At 62.8% G+C, this 23039-nt stretch carries 20 protein-coding genes; 9 read left to right on the forward strand and 11 right to left on the reverse strand.

The window, feature by feature from the left end; genetic code table 11:
- Window positions 1-3: 3 nt before the first annotated feature.
- The 5 genes from P9255_RS15615 to P9255_RS15635 all read left to right on the forward strand — a co-directional run bounded on the left by P9255_RS15615 (window position 4) and on the right by P9255_RS15635 (window position 5475).
- Window positions 4-1266: an oligosaccharide flippase family protein gene (locus tag P9255_RS15615; protein WP_309764268.1), complete on the forward strand. Its 1263-nt coding sequence runs from the start codon at window positions 4-6 to the stop codon at window positions 1264-1266.
- Window positions 1263-2066 carry a glycosyltransferase gene (locus P9255_RS15620; RefSeq protein WP_309764267.1) on the forward strand — a complete coding sequence of 268 codons (804 nt, stop codon included), beginning with the start codon at window positions 1263-1265 and terminating at the stop codon, window positions 2064-2066. The genes P9255_RS15615 and P9255_RS15620 overlap by 4 nt, the downstream gene beginning before the upstream one ends.
- 15 nt (window positions 2067-2081) lie before the next feature.
- Window positions 2082-3221: a glycosyltransferase family 4 protein gene (locus tag P9255_RS15625; RefSeq protein WP_309764266.1), complete on the forward strand. Its 1140-nt coding sequence runs from the start codon at window positions 2082-2084 to the stop codon at window positions 3219-3221.
- Window positions 3222-3246: 25 nt separating this feature from the next.
- Window positions 3247-4293 (forward strand): UDP-glucose 4-epimerase GalE, encoded by a 1047-nt coding sequence (gene galE / locus P9255_RS15630; RefSeq protein ID WP_309764265.1) that lies wholly within the window; start codon window positions 3247-3249, stop codon window positions 4291-4293.
- A gap of 72 nt (window positions 4294-4365) precedes the next feature.
- Window positions 4366-5475 carry a glycosyltransferase gene (locus P9255_RS15635; RefSeq protein ID WP_309764264.1) on the forward strand — a complete coding sequence of 370 codons (1110 nt, stop codon included), beginning with the start codon at window positions 4366-4368 and terminating at the stop codon, window positions 5473-5475.
- A 57-nt stretch (window positions 5476-5532) separates the two neighbouring features.
- On the opposite strand, the gene P9255_RS15640 is transcribed toward P9255_RS15635, so the two are convergent.
- The 3 genes from P9255_RS15640 to P9255_RS15650 all read right to left on the reverse strand — a co-directional run bounded on the left by P9255_RS15640 (window position 5533) and on the right by P9255_RS15650 (window position 8657).
- Window positions 5533-6228, reverse strand: a complete 696-nt coding sequence (locus P9255_RS15640; protein ID WP_309764263.1) for a dienelactone hydrolase family protein — start codon at window positions 6226-6228, stop codon at window positions 5533-5535.
- 99 nt (window positions 6229-6327) lie between these two features.
- The gene (locus tag P9255_RS15645; protein ID WP_309764262.1) at window positions 6328-7410 is read right to left on the reverse strand and encodes a glycosyltransferase; all 1083 of its coding nucleotides are present in this window, start codon (window positions 7408-7410) and stop codon (window positions 6328-6330) included.
- A complete protein-coding gene (locus tag P9255_RS15650; protein ID WP_309764261.1) occupies window positions 7410-8657 on the reverse strand; it encodes an oligosaccharide flippase family protein in 1248 nt (415 codons plus the stop codon). Before P9255_RS15650 ends, P9255_RS15645 begins: the two co-directional genes overlap by 1 nt.
- Window positions 8658-8881: 224 nt before the next feature.
- On the opposite strand from P9255_RS15650, the gene P9255_RS15655 reads away from it, so the two are divergent.
- On the forward strand, window positions 8882-10099 hold the full coding sequence (locus P9255_RS15655) for a glycosyltransferase (protein ID WP_309764260.1): 1218 nt from the start codon (window positions 8882-8884) through the stop codon (window positions 10097-10099).
- Between the two features lie 67 nt (window positions 10100-10166).
- Here P9255_RS15655 and P9255_RS15660 read toward each other — a convergent pair whose 3' ends face one another.
- Complete coding sequence (locus P9255_RS15660) at window positions 10167-11303, reverse strand: acyltransferase (protein WP_309764259.1); 1137 nt, start codon at window positions 11301-11303, stop codon at window positions 10167-10169.
- Window positions 11304-11753: 450 nt separating this feature from the next.
- Here P9255_RS15660 and P9255_RS15665 point away from each other — a divergent pair, with 450 nt between their 5' ends.
- Both P9255_RS15665 and P9255_RS15670 read left to right on the forward strand, forming a co-directional pair.
- On the forward strand, window positions 11754-13238 hold the full coding sequence (locus P9255_RS15665) for a hypothetical protein (protein WP_309764258.1): 1485 nt from the start codon (window positions 11754-11756) through the stop codon (window positions 13236-13238).
- 34 nt (window positions 13239-13272) lie between these two features.
- Window positions 13273-14475 (forward strand): glycosyltransferase, encoded by a 1203-nt coding sequence (locus P9255_RS15670; RefSeq protein WP_309789998.1) that lies wholly within the window; start codon window positions 13273-13275, stop codon window positions 14473-14475.
- Here the strand turns inward: P9255_RS15670 and P9255_RS15675 are convergent.
- From P9255_RS15675 to P9255_RS15685, 3 genes are all read right to left on the reverse strand, one after another.
- Window positions 14456-14911, reverse strand: a complete 456-nt coding sequence (locus tag P9255_RS15675; protein ID WP_309764256.1) for a hypothetical protein — start codon at window positions 14909-14911, stop codon at window positions 14456-14458. The two genes, P9255_RS15670 and P9255_RS15675, sit on opposite strands and share 20 nt — an antisense overlap.
- Before the next feature lie 104 nt (window positions 14912-15015).
- Window positions 15016-16746: a GMC family oxidoreductase gene (locus P9255_RS15680; protein ID WP_309789999.1), complete on the reverse strand. Its 1731-nt coding sequence runs from the start codon at window positions 16744-16746 to the stop codon at window positions 15016-15018.
- Window positions 16747-16833: 87 nt separating this feature from the next.
- The gene (locus P9255_RS15685) at window positions 16834-17475 is read right to left on the reverse strand and encodes a DapH/DapD/GlmU-related protein (RefSeq protein ID WP_404980437.1); all 642 of its coding nucleotides are present in this window, start codon (window positions 17473-17475) and stop codon (window positions 16834-16836) included.
- A 368-nt stretch (window positions 17476-17843) separates the two neighbouring features.
- On the opposite strand from P9255_RS15685, the gene P9255_RS15690 reads away from it, so the two are divergent.
- A complete protein-coding gene (locus P9255_RS15690; RefSeq protein ID WP_309790001.1) occupies window positions 17844-18296 on the forward strand; it encodes a hypothetical protein in 453 nt (150 codons plus the stop codon).
- Window positions 18297-18337: 41 nt separating this feature from the next.
- Here P9255_RS15690 and P9255_RS15695 read toward each other — a convergent pair whose 3' ends face one another.
- From P9255_RS15695 to gmd, 4 genes are all read right to left on the reverse strand, one after another.
- A complete protein-coding gene (locus P9255_RS15695) occupies window positions 18338-19654 on the reverse strand; it encodes a glycosyltransferase WbuB (RefSeq protein ID WP_309790002.1) in 1317 nt (438 codons plus the stop codon).
- Window positions 19655-19771: 117 nt separating this feature from the next.
- Window positions 19772-20914 (reverse strand): glycosyltransferase family 4 protein, encoded by a 1143-nt coding sequence (locus tag P9255_RS15700; protein WP_309764251.1) that lies wholly within the window; start codon window positions 20912-20914, stop codon window positions 19772-19774.
- Between the two features lie 35 nt (window positions 20915-20949).
- Window positions 20950-21906 carry a GDP-L-fucose synthase gene (locus P9255_RS15705; RefSeq protein ID WP_309790003.1) on the reverse strand — a complete coding sequence of 319 codons (957 nt, stop codon included), beginning with the start codon at window positions 21904-21906 and terminating at the stop codon, window positions 20950-20952.
- 7 nt (window positions 21907-21913) lie between these two features.
- The gene (gmd, locus tag P9255_RS15710) at window positions 21914-23032 is read right to left on the reverse strand and encodes a GDP-mannose 4,6-dehydratase (protein WP_309764249.1); all 1119 of its coding nucleotides are present in this window, start codon (window positions 23030-23032) and stop codon (window positions 21914-21916) included.
- Window positions 23033-23039 lie beyond the last annotated feature (7 nt).

Below are 23039 nucleotides of genomic sequence, written 5' to 3' on the forward strand. Positions count from 1 at the left end.
CGCATGAAAGTGCTGACGCGCTCGGGCAATCCGGACGTCGCCCGGGCGCTCGCCAACATCGTCTGGCTCGGGCTCGAGCGGCTCACGCAGATCGCCATGGCCATCGTCATCTCGGGACTGCTCGCGCGCTATCTCGGCCCCGATGCATTCGGCAAGTGGCAATACGCGAACACGCTGCTGCTCGTCATTGCACCGATTACATGGGTCTGCGGTGCGGAGATTCTCGTCCCCACCATCGTCGATAAGCCGCCCGCGCAAACCGGCGCGGTGCTCGGCAGCGCATTCGTGTTGCGCATGGGCGTGTCGATCGTCGCGCTGCTTCTCACATGGACATGGATTGCAATGGGCGGCGCCGATCCACTGGTCGGCGCGATGCTCGCGGGCCTGGCCGTGACGCTGCTCTTTCGCGAGCCGTTCATCGGCGTGATCAACGCGTGGCTGCAAAGCATGACCTACAGCAAGCCGCAATTGATCGCGAGCATGATGACGGCCATCGTCAAGGCTGCGCTCGTCTATGCGCTCGTGCGCGTGGCGGCGGGCGCGGCGAGTTTCGGCTGGCTATGGGCGCTCGAAGCGGCTGCGATTGCAGGCGCGCTCGTGTTCTATTACATGCGCCGGCATGGCGGCACGCTCGGCTGGCGCTTCGATCGCGCGCTCTTCCGTCATTTCGCGAGCGCGGGCACGGTCTTCTGGATCGGCCTCATTTGCATGTATCTGTTCCTGAAGCTCGACCGGTTGATGCTCGCGCATCGCGTATCGTTCGCGGAACTCGGGCTCTATTCCGCCGCGCAGCAGCTCAACGAAAACTGGATCGCGCTGGCGCTGATGCTCTCGCAAACCATCGCGCCGGCGTTCGTGTATCGCGTGACCGACACCGCGCGGCTCAAGCGCAACCTGCTGCGCCTTTTCGCGATGACCACCGTGCTGATGATCGCGGGCGCAGCCGTGCTCGATGCGCTCGCGGGCTTCATCATCGCGCGCGTGTTCGGGCCGAACTATGCGGGCGCCGCCGATATCTTCCGCTGGGCCGTCTGGCTCTCGGTGCCCGCGGGCATCGAAGCAATCGGCAATCTCGTGCTGCTCAAGTATCAGGCGAAGTACGTGCTGCTCTCCAAGTGGCTGCTTGCGCTTGCCGTTGCGTCCGCGGTCAATGCGTTCGCCATTCCGCGCTTCGACGGCTATGGCGCGTTGGCCGGACTGGCGGCGGGTTATGTCGCGGCGGCATCGGTCAACTTCTACTACATTCGTTTCCGGCTGCGCGCATGACCGATCTCTCCGACGTAGCCGTCCTGATTCCCGCATTCAACGGCCAGGCCGATGTCGAACGCACGCTCGCATCATTCAGCGAGGCGTCGCGTGTGCGCGTCGTGATCGTCGATGACGGCAGCGCGCCGCCCATCGTCGCGCCTGTCATCGACGGCCTCGACATCCACATCGTGCGCATGGCGAAGAACGGCGGCATCGAGCGCGCATTGCAAGCCGGCATCGACGCGCTCGCTGAACGCGGCTTCCGGTACGCGGCCCGCATCGATGCCGGGGATCTCGCAACGCCAGGCCGTCTTGCAGCACAACGCGCGTATCTCGAAGCGCATCCACGCGTTGCCGTCGTCGGCATGTGGACGCACGTCGTCGGCATGAACGGCGCCCCGCTCTTCGATCTCAAGCCGCCCACCGATCCCGCCGCGATCCGCCGCATGATGCTCGCGCGTTCCTGCTTCGCGCATCCGTCGCTGATGCTGCGTGTCGATGCGGTGCGCGAAGTCGGCAATTATCGGGCGACGTATCGTGCCGCCGAAGACCTGGATTTGCTGTTGCGGCTGTTGGCGCGCCATGACGGCGCGAACCTGCCCGAATTCGGGCTCTACTACGAGCTGAACGAAAGCGGCATCAGCGCGACGAAGCGGCGAACGCAAGCACTGTCAACCCTGCGGCTGCAACTGCGTTACTTCCGTGCGGCGAATCCATTCGACTGGATCGGCGTTGCGAAGAGCATGGCCCATCTGCTGCTGCCGTATCGCGCGCTGCGTGCGCTCAAGGCAAGGCTGTTCAAAGCTGCATCGCGCTAAAACCAAAACTTCCGGATGAACGAACAAGAGTCCAGCCTACGCATCGCCCTCGTGTGCAACACGGCGTGGGCCATTTATACGTATCGGCGCGGCGTGTTGCGCATGCTGACCGAACGCGGCGCACACGTGACCATCATCGCGCCGCGCGATCGCACGTTCGAACCGCTGATCGAAATGGGCTGCCGTTGCGTCGAATTGCCGGTGGCATCCAAAGGCACGAATCCGCGTGAAGACCTGAAAACCATGAGGGCGCTCTACCGCGAGTATCGCGCGAGCCGTCCGCATCTCGTCTTTCACTACACGATCAAGCCGAACATCTACGGCTCGCTTGCCGCGACGCTCGCGCGCGTGCCGTCCATCGCGGTGACGACCGGTCTCGGTTACGTGTTCATTCAGAAGAGCCGTACCGCGCAGATCGCGAAGCGGCTTTATCGTTTCGCGTTCCGCTTTCCGCGCGAAATCTGGTTCCTGAATCGCGACGATCATCAGGCTTTCGTCGATGAAAACCTGCTCGCGCATCCGGATCGCGCGCGTCGGTTGCATGGCGAAGGCGTCGATCTCGATGACTTCGCGCTCACGCCCCTGCCGCGCCGCGAAGACTTCGTGTTCATCCTGATCGGGCGGCTACTGTGGGACAAGGGCGTGGCCGAATATGTCGAGGCGGCCCGGCGTTTGCGCCGCCGCTATCCGCACGCGCGTTTTCAGTTGCTGGGACCCGTGGGCGTCGACAATCCCAGCGCGATCAGCCGCACGGACGTAGAGGCGTGGGAGCGTGAGAATATCGTCGAGTATCTGGGCGAAGCGAACGACGTGCGCCCGCTCGTGGCGGCAGCGGATTGCGTGGTGTTGCCGTCGTATCGCGAAGGCGTGCCGCGCACGCTGATGGAAGCGTCCGCGATGGGCCGGCCGATCGTCGCCACCGATGTTCCCGGCTGCCGCGAAGTGGTCGAACACGGCGTCAACGGCTTCCTGTGCGAAGTGAAGAGCGCGGACAGCCTCGCCGATCAGATGGAACACATGCTGACGCTGCCATTCGAAGAACGCGAGGCGATGGCGCAGCGTGGCCGCGAGAAAGTCGCCCGCGAATTCGACGAGAAAAATGTCGTCGAACGATACAAGAGCACAATACACGCCATTACCGGCATTTCACTCTGAACCGCGCTTCCTGGAGAGCATCACCATGAATGGCACGAACCCAAGCGCCAACGGCATCAAAGGCACCATCCTCGTGACGGGCGGCGCGGGCTTCATCGGCTCGCATACGTGCGTGGAACTGCTCGATGCGGGCTACGGCGTCGTGGTCATCGACAACCTCGTGAACAGCCGTGCGGAATCGTTGAAGCGCGTGGAGCGCATCACGGGCAAGCGCGTGGCCTTCTATCAGGAAGACGCCCGCGATGAAGCCGCGCTCAACCGCATCTTCGACGCACATCCGATCACCGCCGCGATCCACTTCGCCGCGCTGAAGGCCGTGGGCGAATCGGTTGCAAAGCCGATCGACTATTACAGCAACAACATCGGCAGCCTGCTTGCGGTGCTGAAGGTGATGGGCGAGCGCAACGTGCGCAACTTCGTGTTCAGTTCGTCGGCGACGGTGTACGGCGTGCCGCAATCGGTGCCGATCGACGAATCCTTCCCGTTGTCCGCGACGAATCCCTATGGCCAGTCGAAGCTCATCGCCGAGCAGATTCTGCGCGATCTCGAAGTCTCCGATCCGTCCTGGCGCATCGCAACGCTGCGCTATTTCAACCCGGTCGGCGCGCACGAAAGCGGGCTCATCGGCGAAGATCCGGCGGGCGTGCCGAACAACCTGATGCCTTACGTCGCGCAAGTGGCGGTCGGCAAGCTCGAACGGCTGCGCGTGTTCGGCAGCGATTACGATACCCATGACGGCACCGGCGTGCGCGATTACATCCACGTCGTCGATCTCGCGCGCGGACACATCGCCGCGATCGACGCGCTCAAGCGGCTGGATCGCAGCTTTGTCGTCAATCTGGGCACGGGGCAAGGCTACAGCGTGCTGGATGTCGTGAAGGCGTTCGAGCGTGCGTCCGGCAAGCCCGTGCCGTATGAACTCGTGCCGCGCCGTCCGGGCGATGTCGCCGCCTGCTACGCCGACCCCGGCGCCGCGTTGTCGCTGATCGGCTGGCGCGCGGAACACGGCATCGAACGCATGTGCGCCGATCACTGGCGCTGGCAGTCGCAGAATCCGCAAGGGTTCGCTTAAAGTCGCGCCGCGCGCTGCATCGCGCGATGTTTCGATCGATGCAGCGCGCTGTCATCAACCGGTCCATTTTTCATGCTTAGTTTCGCGCTTGCTTTTCTGGTCTCGCTCTTCGTGACCTTGTTGATCGTGCGCTTCGCGCACTTGCAGGAAGGCGTGCTCGGCGACACCGATCTCGCCGGCGTGCAGAAGTTTCACGCGCGGCCGGTGCCGCGCATCGGCGGTGTCGGCATCCTGTGCGGGCTGACCGCATCGGCCGTGCAGTTGCGATGGAGCTATCCGTTCGTGTCGGCCGGCATACTCGGCATCATTGCGTGCGGCATGCCCGCGTTTCTATCGGGGCTTCTCGAAGACCTCACCAAACGCGTGACGCCCCTCGTTCGCCTTCTCTGCACGATGGCCGCAGCGGGTCTCGCGTATGCGCTGCTGAACATCGCAGTGACGCGCATCAGCGTGCCGCCACTCGATTTCCTGCTCTCCTACGCCGTCATTTCTTGCGCGGTGACAGTGCTCGCCGTTGCGGCGCTCGCGAATGCGGTGAACATCATCGACGGCTTCAACGGCCTTGCATCGATGGTCACGTTCATGATGTTCGCTTCGCTCGCTTACGTCGCGTTCCAGGTGCATGATCCGATCGTTTTGTCGGGATCGCTCATCATGATGGGCGCGGTCATGGGCTTCTTCATCTGGAATTTTCCGGCGGGCCTGATCTTTCTCGGCGATGGCGGCGCGTACTTCGTCGGCTTCATGCTGGGCGAACTGTCGATCATGCTCGTCATGCGCAACCGCGATGTCTCCGCGTGGTATCCGGTGCTGCTCTTCATGTATCCGATCTTCGAGACCTGCTTCTCGATCTACCGCAAGAAGTTCATTCGCGGCATGTCCCCCGGCATTCCCGATGGCGTGCATCTGCACATGCTGGTCTACAAGCGGCTGATGCGATGGGCGGTCGGTGCGCAGAACGCACGCGAGATCACGCGGCGCAATTCGCTGACGTCGCCTTATCTGTGGCTGCTGTGCCTGATCGCCGTGATTCCCGCGACGCTGTTCTGGCGGCATACGGTGCACCTGTTTTGCTTCGTCGTGGTGTTCGCGGTGACTTACGTGTGGCTGTATGTGAGCATCGTGCGCTTCAAGGCGCCGCGCTGGATGGTGTTTCGCAGGCCGCACACGGCAAAGAAATAGCGCCATCAATCGCATGAAAAACGCCGCCCTTTCCGGGCGGCGTTTTTGTTTCACGCCTTATTTCAGGTGCTTTTTGAAGAAATCGGCGGTTCGGCCATTGGCGAGTTTCGCCGCGGCGGCATCGTAATGCGCGCCCTGATTGCGTGCGAACGCATGATGGCAGCCGGGATACGTGTACGCCTCGACGTTCTCGCGTCCCTGCACCGCCGCGAGCACGCGATTGCGCGCATCGGCATTGATGAATTCGTCTTCTTCCGCCAGATGAATGAGCAACGGAATCTTGATGTTCGGCACTTCGCTCAAATGCTGGTCCGTGCCGCCGCCGTAATACGACACTGCGGCATCGACATCCGTGCGCGCCGCGCTCAGGAAGGACAGCAGCCCGCCGAGACAGAAGCCGATGGAGCCGATCTTGCCCTGCACCTGCGATAGCCCGCGCGCGAAGCCGATGGTCGCCGCGATGTCCTCGACGCCCGTGTTGAGGTCGAATGCGGTGTAGTACTTCATCGCCTGCTGCCATTCGGCTTCGGTGCGATCCGTGAGATTCACGTTGGGCTCGAGCCGCCAGAAGAGGTCCGGGCATAGCGCCACGTAGCCCTGTCGCGCGTATTCGTCGGTGGTTTCGCGCATGTCACCGTTGATGCCGAATATCTCCTGAAGAACGACGACGGCGGGTGCGGGCGTTTGCGTGGGAAAGGCCACGTAGGCGTCGAAGTCGCCATCGGGCGTCGAGATGCTGAGCATGTCGGACATGAAGTCTCCTTCCAAGAGGGCTGCGGCATCTCTTCTGATACGCGAAAAACGACGGATGCGCCAGCGAACATTTCGCTGACGCGAGTCGCCGTGCAATCCTTACGCGGGCGCAGCGCCCGGCAGACCGCGCGTGACGCCGCGTGCGACGGCCAGATATTGCGCAGCGGTATCGGCGAGCGTGAGGCCGTTGAGCGGCCGGTGCGAACGCGGTTGCGTCAGTGCGGCAACGAGGGCATCGGCGTAGGCGGCGGTATCGTCGGGATCGCACAGATGCACGCCGGGAAAATCCGCCGCGAACGCAAACGGGCGGATCGTGCTCGCGACCACCGGCACGCCTGAGGCGAGCGCCTCCAGAAACGCGATGCTGTGTCCTTCGGAACGCGAGGGCATCGCGAAGACGCTCGACGAAAACAGCAGTTCCGCGATATCCGAACGCGGCCCCTGCAGCGTCACGTGATGCGACAGGCCGAGCTTGTCGATGAGATCGCCCACGGCCGCGTGATACGCCGGATCTTCGATCACGCCGCACAAAAGCAGGCGCGCGTCGCGCACGCGCTCGACGACCCGCTGAAACGCATGCACCGTCGAAAGCTGGTTTTTCACCGACGTATAGCGTCCGATCTGCACGATCTGCTTCGATGCGTTAGCTGCGCCATCTGCGGTACGCATCGAGAAGCGCGACATGTCGACGCCGTTCGGGATCAGCGTCATCGACGGATGGCGGCCGACGGCGCGCACGTAATCGTCGATATTCGCGGGCGATACCGCGATCACCGCGCGCGCACGCCGCGACAACATGCGTTCGACACGCCGGAACATCGCGCTTTCGAAATCGTTGGTGGCCGAGTGCATCACGTAGACGACCGGCACGCCGAGCGGCAACATGCGCGCATAGAACGCGGGGATTGTCGCGTGAGCGAAGATCACGTCCGCGCGATACGCGCCGATGGTCCGATACAGGCTCAACAGCTTGCCGACGCGGCCTTGCGCGCGCTGCGGAAAGAGACACTGCACGCCGTTTGCAACCAGCTCCGCCTGCAACGCGGTGAAGTCGTCATGCGCGGGCGTGAGCGATGCGATCGCGACCGTCTGCCCGCCGCGTTGCTGATGTATCGCCAGGTCCTTCGCCAGCACTTCGGCGCCGGAAAGACGCGGCGCGAGCACGAGATGAATTATCCGCATTACGCCTCCCTCACGCTTCGATAGAGCATCCATGCAGCAGCCGAACCGAGGCCCGCTGTCATCGCCCATGCAATGCCCGTCACGCCCCACAGATGCATCGCGACGGGCACCGTCACGCACAGCACGATCGCCTGAATGATCGACGCGTGCGTCGCGACCTTGGGCATGCCGACGGCACGCAGCCACGACACGAGCACGGCGATGACCGCGCCTATCGCCATGTTGATGACGAAAATCCTGAAGAGCGGCACCGCCGAAAGCCACGCCGGTCCGAGCACGAGATTGAAGAGCGGTTCGGCGGCGATGCGCAGCACGATCACGAGCACCGTCAGTCCCACGCCCGCGAGCATCAGATAGCGGCGAAACAGCTTGCGCGCGCCCGCGACGTCACGCCGATGATGCTCGGAGAATGTCGGAAACAGATACTGCGACATGGCGATGGCGGCATCGGCGAGCAGCATCTGCGCGAGCTTCGACGACATTTGATACGCGCCCAGTTGCATCGGCCCGAGCAGCTTCGCGACGACCACCTTGTCGAACTGATTGAGCAGCAGATTGACCACACTGCCCGCCCAGATCCATCGGCTGAAGTTGACGTAGTGCGAGATGCCCGCGAACGAAAAGCGCATGGGCGGACGCGGCGACATGGCGGTCCACGTCAGCGTGGTCTTCAGCAACTCGCCCGCGACGAGCCCGATCAGCACCGAATAGGCGCCCGCGCCGGATAGCGCGCATACGAGCCCCACGGCGCAATCCGTGAACGCCGCCGATGTCTCCACGCCCGCCAGCGTCTGAAAGCCTCGCTGCCTCGTCACGATGAAATACGCAGGCGATGCGATGCCGCGCAGGATCGGCAAGACGGCCGCGAGCAGAATCAGCCCGATCGAGCCGCTCATATGGAACTGGCTCGTCATCAACGGTGCGAGCGCGGCAAGCAGAAGGCCGATCAACACGCCGCGCATCGCGAGCGTGGACCATACCGCGCCGAGCTGGTCGTTCGTCGGTGCGTCACGCCCCTGCACGACGGCTTGTGCAAGCCCCGTATCGGACAAGGATTCGGCGATAGCCACCGCAAGCAGTGCGATGCTCACCGCGCCGATCGCTTCAGGCCCGAGTATGCGGCCGATGGCCAGGAACTTCACGGCCACGAAGCCGCGCACGGCCACTTGCTGAAGGAGCACCCAGAACGCTGCATCGTGCTCGAATCGCGCGCGTGCTGGCAAGAAAGGTAGCCGGACAGATCTCACTCAATTTCCCCGCGCTGCTGTTTATTCAATATGCTTTTGTGGCGCGGCGACAGGTCGGTATCGCGCGCGTTTCAGGCGACTGACGCAAAGTATCGTGAGCGCATGCGCTTTGGACGACAACGCGTAGTGCTAATCGGCCCTGAGTGGGGTGAGTGCGGGTTGACGGATCGCGTTGCGTGTCCTCGACCACATCGCGCGCTGCGGCCCAGGCCTCAAAATGCACCGTGCCTCAATCCAACATCACCATGCCGGATACCAACAACATGGCGAACGAGACCGTCCTCATCATCGAGCCCGACTTCAGCGGCCATCGCTGGCGCTATGCGGAATGGGCCGCCAACGCCTATATGGAAGCGGGCTATCGCTGCCTCATCGTGACGCAGCCGCGTAACGCGGAGCATCCGCTCGTCGCGAAGATTCGAGAGCAAGGCAGCGATGCGCTGGACATCACCTTCATTGCGCCGCCCGAGAGTCGCAAGGGTCTGTCGTCGATCAGCTATATGCGCTTCCACGAAGAGTTTCGGCATGCCTATGCAATGGCAAGCCGCGAACGCAAGGTCGCGCTCGTCGTCGTGCCTTATGTCGATTACTTCCTGCTCGCGCTGCCCTTCCTGCGCTCGCCATTCGGCAAGACGCCCTGGGTCGGCGTGACGATGCGCTCCAACTTCCATCATCATCTCGTCGGTGTGCGCGCGCCGCGCCGGCCGCTCGTCAATGCGGTCAAGTCGAAGCTCTTTGCGCGTGCGGTGCGCGTCGGCGGCATGAAGACGCTGCTGACCATCGATCCGACCTTGCCCGACTGGTGGAAGCGCAACGCCGGCCGTCGAGGACGCACGGCGATCGAATATCTCGCCGATCCGTTTCCCGATGCACACGCGGCGGAACCTTCGGCGGCGAAGCAACGGCTCGGGCTTTCGCGCGGCAAACATGTGCTCGTGTATGGCGCGATCAACGATCGCAAGGGCCTCTTCGAACTCATCGATGCGCTCGCCACGCGCAACGGCGATGCGCTCGCGCCGACGCTCATCATCGCCGGCAAGCAGGACGACGACGCGCGCGCATTGCTGAGCGCGGCGGTCGCGAAGCTCACGCCCGCGCCTATCGTAATCGACCGCTTCATCTCGAGCGAGATGGAGCTTGACCTCTTCTCCGCGTGTGACGTGGTGTGGCTCGGCTATAAAGGCCACTACGGCATGAGCGGCGTGCTCGTGCAGGCGTTCCGCTTCGGCAAGCCGGTTGTCGCGACGGCCGATGGACTGATCGGCTGGTTCTGCCGCACGGGCGATCTGGGACCGGTCATCGATGATCTGTCGTCTGCATCGATCAATCGTGCGCTCGACGATGTGCTCGCGCGACGCACGCGGCCTGTCGTCAAGGGCCATCTGCTCGAACGCAATACGCTCACGCAATTCAAGGAAACGCTGCGTCAGGCAATGGCCTGATGCGTTGCAAATAAAAGCCGGTGCTTGCGATAAGCGCAAGCACCGGCTTTTTCTTTACCACGCCCGATCAAGCCTGACGTCCCGCCACTTCCGATACGTCGATCTTCCGCTTCGCCGGAAACAACGCATCGCGGATGCGAAGGAACGGGAATTCGACAGCGCGCGTCGTCACATAGCCCACGACGATGGCGATGGCGAACTGCGCCGCCATGATGACGCCCCACGCGGGTATCGCCGGCAAATGCAGGGCCGCAGCCTTGCGGATGAGCATGTCGCTCGGCGCGAGCGCCAGCGAATGCCACAGATAGATGCCGTACGAGTACACGCCGATCCATCCGATCACGCGATAAACCAGCGTTCCGCGCACGCGCCCGGAGTATTCGAGCGTCAGCACGATCAGCGCGCAATAGCCGAGCGCCTGCACGGTATAACCGATGCTTTGATCGACCGATGCGTTCTTCGTGCCGAGCACGAGCCACAGCACGAGCGCCGCGACGAGCGCGACCAGCATGCCCTTTCTCTCCGCGATGCCGCGATACACCGCAGGCTTGAGCCAGTAGATCGCGGCGAGCATCACGCCGAACAGCAGGCTGTCGATGCGGTATTGCGTATAGAAGAACGTGCCCTGAAGATCGCCGTTATAGACCGCGATGCTGCGCGCAATCAATACCGCGACACAGATGCCGGCGAGCACGGTCAGTATCGTATTGACGCGCGTTTGCCAGCGCGAGAACACGATCAGCAACAGCGGCAGGAACAGATAGAAATGCTCCTCCACCGCGAGGCTCCACGTCTGCGCCACCGACGAGCCGAAGTAGTTCTGCATGTGCGTGAGGTTCTGCACGAGGAACGTATCGGTCGGATGCCGCCCCACGATCACATGGAAAAGAATCAGCGCATAGTACGCGGGCCATATCTTGAACATGCGCCGCACGATGAAGCGCCCTGCATCGATGCGCCCTTCCTGCGCGTATTGCTTGAGCAGCAAGCCGCCCACGAGAAAGCCGCTCAGCGTGAAGAAGAGATTCACGCCTTCGTGGCCGAAGCTCTTGAGCGGATATTCGATGGCGGCAATGAACGCACTGCCCGTCGGATACGAATGAAAGTGAAACCCCATGACTGCGATGATGGCAAGTCCCCGGATGAAATCGAGCTCGATCGATCGATTGGGTCCTGGCATGCGTGTGGCGCCGAAAAGGCTCATGGCCTTCCCCCTGTCTGCGAAGGTCTTGTTTGTATTGGATGCCTCGCCGCCCGGGTCCTCATATCGGCGCACGCACGCGCATCGCGATTATCGTGGTCTCACACCGGTGTTCCGGCAGTGCAATGTTCGTTCGGGAAACGCGGTGCGATCCGCCAGAATCGCGTGCTTAGCCGACAGCGCATCTCGTGCTGCGTGCCCTCGGCAACACACGAAGGATGCGCGGCGAACGAGCGTGGTGCGGCGCACATGGCCATCCGTCGATTCGCGCCGAAGACTAGTCGCTAAACGCCGCGCCGGCGGCTCGCGCTTTTGCCCGCTGATATATTCGACGCACAAATACGGGGTACCCGGGGACCGTCGCTCGAGCTTCACGCAAGCACACGACACGCGACTTCAGGCTTCCAGGGCACGCACCGGCTCAATGCCGCGAAGCCATCTAAAGAGAACGCCATGCGCAACAAGTTCGCCGTCGTCTGGATCTGGCTTTTTCTCCTGCCGCTCGCATTCGACTTCAAGGCCGCAGAAACCGCCAGCAAGGCCATACAGATACTGCTCACCATTCCCGCGATAGGCGCGGGCTGCGCGCTGCTAATGATCGCGCCGCGCTTCGCAGAGCGCTCGCGCTTGCGCACGATCATCACCTCGCTCCTGCTCGTCACGATGCTCGGCAGCGTCGCCACGCAAGTGCTGCAAGGGAACGATTCGGGCAACTACATGCGCGTGATCCTGCCGTTCCTGCTGATGCTGCTCGGCTATTTCGTCGCCTGCCGTCCGTGGGATTCGCAGCGGCTCGAACAGATCGAGCGGGCGATGTTCTGGTCGATGGTCGCATCGCTCGTCTTCAGCTTCGCCTATGGCATGGCGACCGGCGGCGGACTGGAGAACGTTCGCTTTCGCATCGTGTCCGTTACGTTCCTCTGCCTGCAAGGCTTGCTGTTGCATGAGTTCGTCGTCGCGAAGCGCATGACGAAGCTCACCGTGCTGCTGTTTCTTGCCACGGTCGTGATCGAGCTGCTGAGCGTCACGCGCAGTCTGCTCGTCGGCACGGTGCTGCTGTTCGCATTCGCGACGTGGCTCGCCGCGCCTTCGGCCAGGCATCTCTTCAAGGCGGGACTGCGCGCGGTCATGATCGCCGCGCTGCTCGGCGCAATGGTCGCTGCGTCCGCCGCGTTCTTCCCCGCCGTCGCCGAGCACTGGTCGCAGCGCATGTCGTTCGCAAAGGCCACGGAATCCGGCCGCGATCCGACGACCATCACGCGTCTCGCTGAAATGAAGGACCAGTACGACCAGACGATGTCGGACACGCTGTCGGTCTTCGTCGGCAAGGGCTACGGCCACGACTATCGTTATTCGCCCGACTATCTGCCGGACCTTGCAGGCCAGTTCACGCCGAAGGATTTCTACGCGATCAAGGAATGGGCGGCCGGCCACAACTTCTGGGTGTATCAGTTCTTCGCGGGCGGCGTGCTGTTCGGCATTGCGTTGCCGATCGCATTGCTGTGGGCGCTGTATCGCGGGTCGATGGCTTATCGTGCGTGGCGGCGCCGCTCGCCCGATGCGATGTATCTGCCGGTGCTCGGCCGCGCGCTGCTCGTCGTCGCCGCGCTGCCCGCAACGTCCGTTGGCGGCAATCCGCTCGGCAATCGCTTCTCCGGCATCGTGTTCGGCGTCGCGCTCGGTCTGCTCGTGGCGGCCTTCGCACGCATCGCTCAGAACATGCGGATGCGGGCCGCACATGCTTCGGCGCACGAGGCATCGATGAAAAGGCGTCATGGCGGCGGCATGCGTCCGGACGTGCATCCGAACTACGATCCGCATTACGGGCCGATGCCGGACATGCTGCCTCTGCACGCGGCCGCCATCACGCACGATCATCACGCAAAGGACCGTCGCGAGCCGCCATCGGGCGCGGGTTCGCTCGCACCGTCCGCGTGATGACAACGACAACGACCTCAGAACTCGTCGCTTCATGAAAATTCTGCATCTGCTGTCCACCGTCGATCCGCGCGCAGGCGGCCCAACAGAAGGCGTGCTGCAAAGCGGCCTCAGCATGCGTGCGATGGGCCATGAAATCGAAGTCGTCTCGCTCGATGCACCGGACGCGCCTTATCTCAAGGCGTTTTCTCTGCGTCTGCATGCGCTCGGTCCGTCGCGCGGATTCTATGGACTATGCCCGCGGCTCGTGCCCTGGCTCACGGAACATGCGCCGCGCTTCGACGCGGTCATCGTCAACGGTCTCTGGCAGTACCACAGCTTCGGCGCGTGGAAGGCGCTGCGCGGCAGCAACGTGCCGTACTACGTGTTTCCGCATGGCATGCTCGATCCGTGGTTCAAGCGCACGTATCCGCTCAAGCACCTGAAGAAGTGCCTGTATTGGCCGTGGGCCGAATACCGCGTGCTGCGCGATGCAAAACGCGTGCTCTTCACGACGCAAGAGGAGCGCCTGCTCGCGCGCGAATCGTTCAGGCTATATCGTGCGAACGAAGAAGTGGTGTCGTTCGGCACGCGCCAGCCGCCCGCCGATTCGACGACCTTGCGCCACGCGTTTCTGTCGAAGTTTCCGCAGCTCGCGGGCAAGCGCTCGATTCTTTTTCTGGGCCGCATCCACGAGAAGAAGGGATGCGATCTGCTGCTGAAGGCCTTTGCCGCCGTGCGCGATATCGACCCTCGCGCGCATCTGGTGATGGCCGGTCCCGACGATGGCGAATGGGCCGCGCAACTGCGCTCGCTCACGAAGGAGCTCGGCATCGGGGACCGCACGACGTGGACGGGCATGCTGACCGGCGACCTCAAGTGGGGCGCGTTCCGCACGAGCGATGTATTCGCGCTGCCGTCGCATCAGGAAAACTTCGGCATTGCCGTGGCCGAGGCGCTCGGCTCAAAGCTGCCGGTGCTCATCTCCGACAAGGTCAACATCTGGCGCGAAGTGAAGGAAGACGGCGCGGGCATCGTCGCGAGCGATACGATCGACGGCACCATCGACGCGTTATCGGCATGGCTGCGCATGGATGCGAACGCGGTAGCGGCGATGCGTGAGCAAGCGCTCGCCACCTTCACGCAGCGCTTTGACGTCGATGCGATGTCGAAAGACCTCGTGCGCGTGCTGCGCGAAACGTCCAGCCGGCGCGACGGCGGGCTCACGCGCGGGCTGGTCAGCGAGGCGGCCGGATAACGCTCGCGAAGCGGTTCTGCACCGCGATTATCTTGCTCGCGCAGTCGTCGTAGTCCGAGCCCTTCGCGCGCTCCGGGCCATACATGCCGCGGCATTGCGCATAGAGCGCGATGGCCGCGCCATTTCCCTTCGCCACGCGCGTGGCCGAATAAACCGGCTTGCCCGAACGCGAAGGCAGGTCGCTTTCTATGGCGGAAGCATCGGAGCGAATCACAGGCTGATTCGAATTCTGCTCGATATAACGCTTCGTCATATCCCACATTGCATCGCATTGCGCGGCGTCGCGGCACTCGACTGTCGCGTTGCGCTGCGCCGTCTCCAGCGCCTGTTCCGAGCGCGTGAAACCCTGAGCCTTCAGCGCTTCCTTCTCGGGCGAGGAACAGGCTGCGAGCAACATCGATGCAACGGCAATGGCAATGACAGTGAGCTTTTTCACGGGCGATCCAGTTGAAGCGATGAACGGATGCCGATTATAGCCAGCAAAGAAAACGCCACCGGTCTTCCGGACCGGTGGCGCCCCCTTCCCCTACATGCCAGGCTTTACGCCAGGTCTCCCCGCATATGCATTGCCGATGTCAACGCCGCCATCGGCAGCGTCTCGGTCTGTTTCTCGTGGCGCATCGGTCTGCCCGATGCCGTGACGATCGTCGGCGCGGTATCGTCACTCTTGATGACGCGCTGAAGATGGCCGGCCAGTCGCAAGGTCAGCGCAGCGATGGTGATCGTCGGGAAATTCGCGCCGACGGTCGGGAACACCGAACTGCCCGCCACATACAGATTGCTCATGCCGTGAACCTTCAGATTGCGGTCCACCACGCCGTTCTTCGGCGAATCGTGCATGCGCGTCGTGCCCATGTGGTGCCACGTGCCTTCGAGTTGCGCCGGCCACGGCTTGCCCTGAAGCGGCTCGTCGAGCGTGACATCGGCGACGCCCCCGCGCCGCAGTTCCGTCGCGATATGCGCGACCGTGCGATCGAACGTGCGCTTAACGAGCTCCGTCACCTGCCAGTCCACCTTCACGCGATTCATGCCGAGCGCGTCTTTCTGCGCAGACAGCGTCACGCGGCTGTCGCGATTGGGCTCCGCTTCCACGATGGTCTGAATCTTCACTTCAGTAATGAGCGGACGCGGCTGCAACAGGCGCGCAAGACCGAAACAGGCGGTATCGACGGGATGCGCCATCATCGTGACGAGGTCCGCCGCCATGTTGTAGCCCGGCTGATCCTTCTTGAGCATCGCCTGCTTGGCGCGGATGAGCGCCTCGGAGCCCTTCGTGTTTTCGCCGCGAAACACCGAATAGAACCACGCACGCGCATTGAGCAGCTTCTCGCGTCTCAGGGTCTTCTGCGTCAGCGCAAACTGCGACGAAATGAACGTGCCGTTCGCGGAGACCGCCTTGTTCTGGTAGTGATACTTGATGTCGTAGAGCTTGTTGCGCGCCCACTCCTTCTTGAAGTGCACGCTCGCCGACATGATGCGCGGGTGGTCCATGAAATAGCGGCCGACCAGATCGTTGCCGTTGCCGATACCGGTTGCCTGCACCTTGTTCGACGACAGCATCAGCCGCGCATTCTCGATACCGCCCGTCGCCAGCACGAACACCTTCGCGCGAATCGCGAAACGGCGGCCGGACAGCGTGCCGACATCGATCTTCGTGACCGAGCGTGCGTCGGTATCGGTGTCGATGTTCAGCGCATTGGCGTACAGGAACACGCGCACGTTCTTCGCCGCGAGCAGCTCCTTGCGATACACCTTGCCGAAGCGAACGGGCGGGCTGAACTGCGAAATCGTGTCGCGCACGTTGCCGCTCAGGAACGGATGACGCCGCACGTCGGGCCGGTTGATGGCCGCTTCCCAATGCGCGGGATCGAAATTGTTCTCGCCCAGTTGCAGCAATGCATGCGTGCGCTCGTAATAGGGGCGCAGCTCTTCGAGGCCGAAGGGCCAGCCGCTGTCGGCTACCCAGTCGCGCTTCTCGAAGTCCCACGGATCGAGCGGACGGCACCATCCGCCCCAGCAATTGCTGCTGCCGCCGAGAAAGCGGCTGCGGCATCCATCGGCAAATTCATAAGGAACCCCAACGTTCTCACCGCGATACAGATCGCGAGTGTCGTTGTCCGCCTTGTATCCGCCGCTTTCGAGCAAAACCGCGCCGATGCCCTGCTTTTCCAGCTCCAGCGCCAGCGTAATGCCGGCGACACCCGCGCCGACGATGCATACCGTGGTCTCGATGACTGCGCCTTCGTCCACGCCCCGGCTGTCAATGAACATGCCCCGTGCTCCTTCTTATTTTCATGCTTTAAGCGATGCCGCGCTGCCGTCTACGATGCAGCGCCCTCGTGATGCCTTGCCCGTCCGTCATGCAGGAAAGCGCTTTCTGATGAAACGCACCGGATTGCCCCCGTACACGCCCTCTGCTTCGAGCGAGCGATGCACGACCGACATCGGCGTGACGAGCGCCGATCGTCCGATGGTGACGCCCATCTGCACGACGCATTTCGAAGTGATCCATACGCCGTCTTCGATCACAATCGGCGCGACCCGCAAATCCATGTTGCCGGCCGCATCGTGCGAGCCGGTCGTAAGAAACGTGCCTTGCGAGATGCACACGTTCGAGCCGATGCGAATGTCGGTCTGGTTATAGATCCACGCATCGACGCCGAACCAGCAGTTGTCGCCCACTTTGAGATTCCAGGGCGCCTTCACGCGGATGGGATGCGGCATCCGACAGTTCTTGCCGATGCGCGCGCCGAACGCCCGCAATAGCGCCACTCGCACGAAGGAAACCGGAATCAGCTTGTTATTGATGAAGCACGCTTCGACGAAGAACCACACGAGTTCGATCAGAAAGCTGCGCTTCGCGACGAAGTTGCCCGGACCCGCGAGCGAGAGATCGATTACATTGCCGCGCTTTACACGGTCTACGCGTGCGTCACGTGTGTCGTCGCTGCGTCCATCGCTGGGCGCGCCGATGCATCGCTCGTCGATCGCTCTGTCCATGTGATCCCCGGCCTTGTTCGCTGTGCGCTTGATGCGCGTGGTCGCGCGCATTGATTATTCGAATACAAGGTGATGTGCAGTCTTCGTTGCCTGTTCTTCGCATCGGCGCTCATCAACGCAGCCGCATACGGTGAATCGATTATCAGCGAACGTCGAAAAGCGCCACGTGCGCTATGGCACGCTTGGCCGCATCGGCAAGACTTTTGGCGGTACGAGTCGGAGCCTCGACGTAAGCGCTGCCCGTGCGTATGCGAATCGTCGTGCCGCGTGAAGTAGCGTACCGAGGCATCGGTGAAATCTCTGTACAACGCATAACGAAGCATTCAGGAATGCATGCCGATCACTTGCAACGAGTCCCGGAGGATCGAATGAAACACGAGCTACGCGCGGCGCTCTTGCCGCTGATGCTGGCTACATTGCTGGCATCGCCGCTCGCGCACGCGGGCAATTTCGCCGATGCCGCGATCGCGAAGCAGGCAGGCGGCGGCGCACCGTCGGAGATGGATTTGCTAGGTAGTCCGGATCGATACGCCGATCCGTATGGCGCGCCGGTCAATGGCAAGGGCGGACAGCGCGGGCCGATCACCAATGCGCAGACTGCGCAAGGTGTGTCGCCGACGGACAAGCTGCTCGCGCAACAGAATGGCTATGCGGGCAATCCGGGCGCTCGCGCGCAGTTGCGGCGAGTCGGACGCAATCCGGATACAAAGGCGATGATGATGCCCCAGGGCGCGGCGGCAACGCTTTATCGCACGCCGGATGAATTGAAGCCGCCGGCGAGAGCCGCGCGGCCAGTACAGATTTACAAGTCGCCGTATTGATGATGTCATCGGCCGTTCGGCGCACCGAAGGGCCGACACGGTCACTCGATCTTTTCGACTTGCGGCAGGATCGGCGCACGCTCTTTCATGCGGACGATCGGCAGCTCGACTGCATCGCCGCCACGCACCGCTGCCGTATCGCCGACGAGCGACTTCAGGCGTTCCTCGAGCCGCGCGAACACCGATTGCGGCGAGAGTCGTTCCTGTGCGAAGAGGCGCCCTTCTTCGCCATAGCGAGCCCGCAACGCCGGATTGCGCACGAGCATCGAGATCGCATCGGTCAACGCCTCGACGCTTTCCGGCTCGATCACCACGCCGCGCCCCGATACCGCTTCGTATAGCTCGGTGCCGGGATGCGCCATCGCCACCACGGCGCGCGCGCTGGCGAACATGCCGGTGAGCTTCGAGGGCATGACGAGGTCCGCGACATCGCCGCGCTGCGGCAGTACGTGGATGTCCGCGAGATTCAATAGCTCGTTGAGACGCTCGACCGGTTGCAGCGAGAGGAATCGCGTGTTCGGCAAATCCGCGCAACGCTTCTGCAATTCGGCCTTGGTCGCGCCGTTGCCGCAGAAGACGAAGACCACGTCATCGCGCGAAGCGAAGTCCGCGGCGGCGGCCGCCAGCACTTCGAGACCTTGCTTCGCGCCCATGTTGCCCGAATAAAGCACCACTTTCGTGTGCTCGCCGATGCCCAGTTCGCGGCGGAAGGCGCTCGGGCCGTCGAGCGGATAGATCGCGGTGGTATCGACCCAGTTCGGGAGATGAAAGGCATCGGCGGGTGCCACGCCTTTCTTCACCGCGCGCTCGACCATCTTGTCCGATATCGAGGAGACCACGTCGAAACGGCGCATCAGCCAGCGCTCGAACGCCAGTGCGCCACGCGCCGCGCGTGCGTTCCTGAGCAGGCCGAGATCGAATGCCGCGTCTACTTCGAAATCCTGAATATGCAGCCATGAACGCGCGCCGGTGAGACGAGCCAGTGCGAGCGCGCCCGGCGCGTTGGCCAGGCTCGGTGCGATGGTCATCACGACATGCGGACGCCAGAGTCCATGCAGGAGCAGCGCAGGCAGCGACAGCGCCGCGAAGGAGCCGAGGTGCAGCATGCGCTTCAGTCCGCTCGGCTTCTTCGGCACCCACAACGGCGCGCGCGACAGGCGCACGCCCTTGCGCGTCTCGAAGCGAGGCCGCCAGCTCGCATAGCCTTTGCCGACCTTCCATTCCGGATAGTACGGCGGCGCGCAGACGACGCGCACGTCGTGCCCGCTCTGCGCCAATGCTTCCGCCATTTCCGCCGTGTATTTGCCGGTTCCCGTCAGCTCGGGCGCGTAATTCAGCCCGTATATCAGTATTTTCATGTGGTCCCTCGCCCGACAATCGCGCTTCGAGTCCCGGGCGTGTCCTCGTCGCCCGCGAAGCGCCAGCCCTCGATCACTGCGTGTAGTGCGCCCTCCTTCCCCGTGTCGATCGACTCATCAATTCGTCAGCAGCAGCGCACAGCCCCGTGCTATGTTGGCCGCTGCCGACGGCGGATCGAAGCGCTGAATGACATCGCTGCAGCGCCTCGCGACGCCCGCCGTATCGGCGAACGCTTCCAGCGATTTGAGCATGGTTCGATGCAGGCTCGCGACATCCCCCGCAGGAAACGCATACCCCGATACGCCTTCGACGACCAGCTCCGGCACGCAGCCGCAGCTCTCGCTCACGATCACCGGGCATCCATGATTCAATGCTTCGTTCGTGACAAGGCCCCACGGTTCGCGCTTGCTCGGCAACACCATGCACGTCGCGCTGAAGTACTCGCGCGAAAGCGGCGCGTCCTGCAGGCTGCCCAGAAAGTGCACCGCGCCTTGCAAGCCGGCATCGGCTACCTGCTTCTTGAGCTCATCGCCGAGAGGCCCCGTCCCCACGATGCGCAGTTCCGCATTCGGCACGCTCTTTCGCAACAGCTTGAATGCATCGACGAGGGTATCGATACCTTTCTCCGCTGACAAGCGCCCGACGAACAGAAACACCGGCTTGTTGCCCTGACGATGCGCCAGCCGGTCAGGAATCACCGTATCCGGCGAGAACGAACGCGGCAATGCAGCGGCCTGGCACGGAATGAAGATCTTCTCCTGCTTCGCGCCGAGCGACATCAGATACTCGCGGCTGCGCGTGCCGAACGCGAAGTAGCCATCGCATAGCGCAAAGAACACGCGCTTGGGAATGGACGTCAGCATGCGGCGCGGATTGTCGCGCGCAGTCGAGTCGCAGAACACGGCGCGACGCTTGCCCGTCACGATGCACGCGGCCATCATCGCCCAGTATTCGGGCCGGTGATAACCCGGCAAGACCACGAGGTCCGACTTCGCCTTGAGCACTTCCCAGACGAGTCGCGCGGTCATGCGCCACGTCGGCACGTCTTCATAGCATCCGTTGTAGAGCTTCTTCATCGGATAGCGATGAAACGAGTAATCGACATCGGAGAAGCCGATGCGGTCGTGCTCCGTATCCGCGATCTGCACCATCGAATAGCGGATGGAGCCGGTGCCCGAGATGTTGTGCAGCGCGGACAGCACTTCCCCTTTGTGCCGCGACCACACCACGTTATGAAAGATGGTCACTGAAGCTGACATTATTGTTTTATCCCTGCGAAAGGATGCGTCGCGACTCAGGCGGTCACCAGGGTCTGCGGCATCGATGCATAGCGTTCAAGGAAGTCCCCGTACGTCGCGCGTATGCCTTCTTCGAGCGCGATCGACGCCTTCCATCCCATGCCTTCCAGTTTCGATACGTCGAGCAGCTTGCGCGGCGTGCCGTCCGGCTTGCTCGCATCGAACACGAGTTCGCCTTCGAAGCCCACCGCACGGCACACGGTCTGCGCGAGTTCGCGGATGGTCAGATCGTGGCCCACGCCGACGTTGAACACGCCGTCGTTCACGTCGCTTTCCATGAGGAAGGCCGCGGCGTCGGCGAGATCGTCGACATGCAGGAACTCGCGGCGCGGCGAGCCGGTGCCCCAGACCGGCAGCGTGTCATCGCCGCGCAGCTTCGCTTCGTGCGCCTTGCGCATCAGCGCCGGCAGCACGTGGCTGCTCTTGAGATCGTAGTTGTCGTTCGGGCCGTAGAGGTTGGTCGGCATCACCGAAACGAAGTGCGTGCCGTATTGACGGTTATAGGCCTCGCACATCTTGAGGCCCGCAATCTTCGCGATGGCATACGCTTCGTTGGTCGGCTCGAGCTCCGATTGCAGGAGATACTCTTCCCTGATCGGCTGCGGGCAGGCCTTTGGATAAATGCAGGACGACCCGAAGAAAACGAGCTTCGACACGTTCCAGCGGCAGGCCGCGTGGATCACGTTCGTTTCGATCGCCAGGTTCTCGTAGATGAACGAGGCGGGCAACGTCGAGTTCGCGAGGATGCCGCCCACGCGCGCCGCAGCCAGAAACACCACGTCGATCCGATTCTCTTCGAAGAAGAGATTCACGCCGCCCTGATCGGTGAGATCGAGATGCGCCTTCGTTCGCGTGATGATGTTCTGGTAGCCGGCCGCCTTGAGACGGCGCACCAGCGCCGATCCCACCATGCCCCGATGCCCCGCCACGAAGATTCGTGCTTGCTTGTCCATGGCGCCTTTACTCGTGATGTTCGAGGGCCTTGAAACCGGCGAGCGTGACGAGTGCGTCGCGACGCGCGATCTGATAGTCCGCGCGCACCATCTCCTTCACGAGCGACTGGAACGAGGTGGCCGGACGCCAGCCGAGCTTCTCGTGCGCCTTGGTCGGATCGCCGAGCAGCGTTTCGACTTCCGTCGGGCGGAAGTAGCGCGGGTCGACGCGCACGATGACCTGCCCCGGACGCAGCTTCGTCTCGCGCCCTTCCACGCGATCGACGATGCCGATCTCATTGACGCCCTCGCCTTCGAAGCGCACGTGCACGCCGAGCTCCGCCGCCGCCTGCTGCACGAACTCGCGCACGCTGTACTGCACACCCGTTGCGATGACGAAGTCCTCGGCCTGCTCCTGTTGCAGCATCATCCATTGCATCTCGACGTAATCGCGCGCATGGCCCCAGTCGCGCATCGCGGAGAGATTGCCGAGATAGAGATCGTCCTGCAGGCCCGCTGCGATGCGCGCGATGGCGCGCGTGATCTTGCGCGTGACGAAGGTCTCGCCGCGCACCGGCGATTCGTGGTTGAACAGAATGCCGTTGCACGCGTACATGCCATACGCTTCGCGATAGTTCACCGTGATCCAGTATGCGTAGAGCTTCGCCACTGCGTACGGGCTGCGCGGATAGAACGGCGTGGTCTCGCGCTGCGGAATCTCCTGCACGAGGCCGTACAGTTCCGAAGTCGATGCCTGATAGAAGCGCGTCTTCTTCTCGAGGCCGAGAATGCGGATGGCTTCGAGGATGCGCAGTGCGCCGAGGCCGTCGGCATTCGCCGTGTACTCGGGTTCTTCGAAGGACACGGCCACATGGCTTTGCGCGGCCAGGTTGTAGATTTCATCGGGCATCACGCGCTGGATGATGCGCACGAGGCTCGTCGAATCGGTCAGGTCGCCGTGATGCAGGAAGAGACGCTGATCCGGATCGTGCGGATCGCGATAAAGATGATCGATGCGGTCGGTGTTGAAAAGCGAGCTGCGGCGCTTGATGCCATGCACCTCGTAACCCTTGTTGAGCAGCAGTTCGGCCAGATACGACCCGTCCTGCCCCGTGATCCCCGTGATCAAAGCAACTTTGCGGTCCATGCTTAAC

The organism is Caballeronia sp. LZ019 (genome assembly GCF_031450825.1).
Taxonomy (GTDB): domain Bacteria; phylum Pseudomonadota; class Gammaproteobacteria; order Burkholderiales; family Burkholderiaceae; genus Caballeronia.

Excerpts from the sequence above, each read along its gene's own strand:
- P9255_RS15615 (WP_309764268.1), top strand. The coding sequence starts at position 4 with ATGAAAGTGCTGACGCGCTCGGGCAATCCGGACGTCGCCCGGGCGCTC.
- P9255_RS15620 (WP_309764267.1), top strand. The coding sequence starts at position 1,263 with ATGACCGATCTCTCCGACGTAGCCGTCCTGATTCCCGCATTCAACGGC.
- P9255_RS15625 (WP_309764266.1), top strand. The coding sequence starts at position 2,082 with ATGAACGAACAAGAGTCCAGCCTACGCATCGCCCTCGTGTGCAACACG.
- galE (WP_309764265.1), top strand. The coding sequence starts at position 3,247 with ATGAATGGCACGAACCCAAGCGCCAACGGCATCAAAGGCACCATCCTC.
- P9255_RS15635 (WP_309764264.1), top strand. The coding sequence starts at position 4,366 with ATGCTTAGTTTCGCGCTTGCTTTTCTGGTCTCGCTCTTCGTGACCTTG.
- P9255_RS15640 (WP_309764263.1), bottom strand. The coding sequence starts at position 6,228 with ATGTCCGACATGCTCAGCATCTCGACGCCCGATGGCGACTTCGACGCC.
- P9255_RS15645 (WP_309764262.1), bottom strand. The coding sequence starts at position 7,410 with ATGCGGATAATTCATCTCGTGCTCGCGCCGCGTCTTTCCGGCGCCGAA.
- P9255_RS15660 (WP_309764259.1), bottom strand. The coding sequence starts at position 11,303 with ATGAGCCTTTTCGGCGCCACACGCATGCCAGGACCCAATCGATCGATC.
- P9255_RS15665 (WP_309764258.1), top strand. The coding sequence starts at position 11,754 with ATGCGCAACAAGTTCGCCGTCGTCTGGATCTGGCTTTTTCTCCTGCCG.
- P9255_RS15670 (WP_309789998.1), top strand. The coding sequence starts at position 13,273 with ATGAAAATTCTGCATCTGCTGTCCACCGTCGATCCGCGCGCAGGCGGC.
- P9255_RS15680 (WP_309789999.1), bottom strand. The coding sequence starts at position 16,746 with ATGTTCATTGACAGCCGGGGCGTGGACGAAGGCGCAGTCATCGAGACC.
- P9255_RS15685 (WP_404980437.1), bottom strand. The coding sequence starts at position 17,475 with ATGGACAGAGCGATCGACGAGCGATGCATCGGCGCGCCCAGCGATGGA.
- P9255_RS15690 (WP_309790001.1), top strand. The coding sequence starts at position 17,844 with ATGAAACACGAGCTACGCGCGGCGCTCTTGCCGCTGATGCTGGCTACA.
- P9255_RS15695 (WP_309790002.1), bottom strand. The coding sequence starts at position 19,654 with ATGAAAATACTGATATACGGGCTGAATTACGCGCCCGAGCTGACGGGA.
- P9255_RS15700 (WP_309764251.1), bottom strand. The coding sequence starts at position 20,914 with ATGTCAGCTTCAGTGACCATCTTTCATAACGTGGTGTGGTCGCGGCAC.
- P9255_RS15705 (WP_309790003.1), bottom strand. The coding sequence starts at position 21,906 with ATGGACAAGCAAGCACGAATCTTCGTGGCGGGGCATCGGGGCATGGTG.
- gmd (WP_309764249.1), bottom strand. The coding sequence starts at position 23,032 with ATGGACCGCAAAGTTGCTTTGATCACGGGGATCACGGGGCAGGACGGG.